The sequence below is a fragment of the Bathymodiolus platifrons methanotrophic gill symbiont genome (genome assembly GCF_002189065.1).
Taxonomy (GTDB): domain Bacteria; phylum Pseudomonadota; class Gammaproteobacteria; order Methylococcales; family Methylomonadaceae; genus Methyloprofundus.
This window is the reverse complement of sequence record NZ_BDMN01000377.1, coordinates 1-2728: the sequence shown is the minus strand read 5'-3', so window position 1 is coordinate 2728 and position 2728 is coordinate 1. Positions and strand designations below refer to the sequence as shown.

Here is a 2728-nt window from a genome sequence, read left to right as displayed (position 1 = left end):
GCCCACGGTAGCGTTGGAGAAGCCATGAAAGTGTAAAATCGCTTATTCTTGATCTCAAACCCAAACAGCGTATCAAGGCAACGCCAAAGGTTAGATGTCATCGACGACGTAAAGGGAACGATAATGGACAGGATCGTGTAAACAAACAGAGAGGCTCGTTCGCGGCCTAAAGTGGTTTCGGAAAAATGATCTTGAAGCGGGAGTAAAATATCGCGTAAAATGAACATGAATGAGGCCGTTTTGTTTGTATAATCAATGAGTTAACATCTTTTATTATACAGTAAAAACAGGTCTCATTCATCATTAACCTGTTGTTTTTTAAGTAAATTCAAGGGTTTTAGCAAACGGAATGCCAGTGTTATTAGGGAATGCTAATATTTATTAAAAATAAGCACTAACTAATATTCTTATGCTTTAAAAACTAGGAAACTTCAGATTATCTAAAGAACGTAATACTTTTGAAATATTTTTTTGTTCTTCAAGGCTAGGTACTTTAATTGCAGCTTTTTTTAAATCACGTAGAACAACTCTAGGTATTGCAGCACCAGATATAAAGTTGTTCTTTAAATATTCAATTACGTTTCTAGAACAAAAATAATATTTTAAAAAATCTGAATCTAATTTTGCCTTATTTGGTCGTAATATAGCTACTGATGATAGCATTACGGCATCAAGTGGCTTATCAATGGTACAAACAGTATCTAATGCACTATTACCATCTTTGGCAATTAATACATCACCAACTTGAGGTTGGCATCCTTGATTTACCAGATCTTCAAAATCTTTCTGACTAATTAATCTTGCGTGGCTCAAGTTTACTCCAAATCGAGTAAGATCTTTAACAGATGCCATTGGTCTCCCAATGCTTACTGATTTAGGGCTTTTATGCGCTCCATCAGTTATCTTTTCACAAACATTGCCCAATGTCAGAACAGGCCAATTAACACTCATAACCTAGTCCCTTTAAATTATCCTTAATCTCAGCCTCCAATTTTGTACTCTCTACAAACTGCCCCTTCAACTGCTCAGTCAATCTAGCCATTTTCTCTGCAAATGGCTCTCCATCATCTTCTTGTTCAGCCGCTCCCACATAACGCCCAGGTGTTAATACAAAATCATGTTTTTCAATATCAGCTAATTTAGCAGAGTAACAAAAACCTGCTTCATCATCATACCCTTCACTTTGCTGCCAAGCATGATAAGTATCCGCAATTTGTTTAATATCTTCAGCTTTAAAATCACGCAGAACACGGCCTTTCATAAACCCTAAATTACGTGCATCAATAAACAGCACCTCACCTTTACGAGCTTTGGCTTTACTCAGTAACCAGATACAGGCGGGAATTTGGGTATTGGTAAACAGTTGCCCAGGTAAAGCCACCATACAAGCAACTAAATTCTGTTCAATCAGGTTTTTTCTTATCTTACCTTCATTATTGGTATTAGAACTCATCGATCCATTAGCCAGTAATAAGGCCATACTGCCCGACGGAGCGAGATGATGCAGCATATGTTGCATCCATGCAAAGTTGGCATTACCTTGTGGCGGCGTACCATATTGCCAGCGGACATCTTCTTCTAATTTTGCGTGCCACCACTCTTTCATATTGAATGGCGGATTTGCCATCACAAAGTCCGCTCTTAAATCGGTATGTTGATCATCTAAAAAACGTATCGGCATTCTTTTTACCAAAATTAAAGTCAATGCCGCGTATCGCCATATTCATGGCCGCCAATTTCCAAGTGGTGGGGTTCGACTCTTGCCCATACACGGAAATATGCTTTTTTTGTTCAGCTGGGTCGTAATGCTGTTCTTTTGCGTGTTCTTCTATAAATTTTTCACTGGAAACAAAGAACCCACCAGACCCCATCGCAGGATCATACACACGCCCTTGGTAGGGTTCTAGCATTTCTACGATTAAGGTAACAATACTTTTAGGCGTGTAATATTGACCGCCTTGTTTACCTTCCGCCAGCGCAAATTGACCTAAGAAATATTCGTAAACATGACCTAGTATATCTTTACTTTGCAGGTTGAGCCGTTCACCTTTATATTCTGGTTTGCTAAAGCTTGTATCGGAAAACGTGTTGATTAAACCAATGAGTTTGTCATTATCCAGTTGATATTGGCTGATGCGGTTTAAAATGCCTTTCAGTTTAGGGTTGGATTTTTCAATTTCATCCAGAGCATTATCAATGAGCCAAGAAACCGAGCGAAATTTAACATCTTGCCCTTGTGAATCCTGCCAAAGTACACTACCTATCGGTAAAGTGGCTTTATTTTTTAAAATACTCCAGCGTGCTGTTTTTGGCACCCAGAATACATTTTTCTCTTGGTAATATTCTAACAACTCCAGCTCTTCGGCTATGGCTGTTTGATAATAGTCATCACAATCATAATCTTCAGAGGGAAGGTAATAGATATTGTCATCACTTTCGGTTTTAAACAGCTCAAGCAATTCATCTTGCCTTTCTTCAAAAGCATCCGCTTAAAATCAGGGAAACGGAGCCTAAGCGGAGTGATGATTTTTAGTCCCTGGTAGGCGACAGGGCAATTCGCTGATCCGAAGTGCGCTAGTAGCGCGCGAGGGAGGCAAGAATTGCATTCCGAATAGCCGTCCAGCCATTTGAGGTAGTCTTAACGGAGCAGGGTTTTGTGCGTAGTTGAGACGGACGCAGGGCGACCAGGGCATCTCCCATTCGCTGCGTAGGCGAATGAATGTTGGTG

At 39.8% G+C, this 2728-nt stretch carries 1 protein-coding gene and 2 pseudogenes; all 3 read right to left on the bottom strand.

The features are described 5' to 3' along the window. Positions 1-227, bottom strand: a pseudogene (locus CDZ78_RS22730) (IS701 family transposase); the annotation flags it as partial. Positions 228-414: 187 nt separating this feature from the next. Next, positions 415-951: a restriction endonuclease subunit S gene (locus CDZ78_RS17865; RefSeq protein WP_087871192.1), complete on the bottom strand. Its 537-nt coding sequence runs from the start codon at positions 949-951 to the stop codon at positions 415-417. Further along, a pseudogene (locus CDZ78_RS17860) lies at positions 941-2489 on the bottom strand (type I restriction-modification system subunit M); the annotation flags it as partial. The pseudogene CDZ78_RS17860 and the gene CDZ78_RS17865, both read right to left, overlap by 11 nt. Positions 2490-2728: the final 239 nt, after the last annotated feature.

Bases quoted from the DNA above. Each gene is read 5' to 3' on its own strand.
- CDZ78_RS17865 (WP_087871192.1), bottom strand. From the start codon at position 951: ATGAGTGTTAATTGGCCTGTTCTGACATTGGGCAATGTTTGTGAAAAG.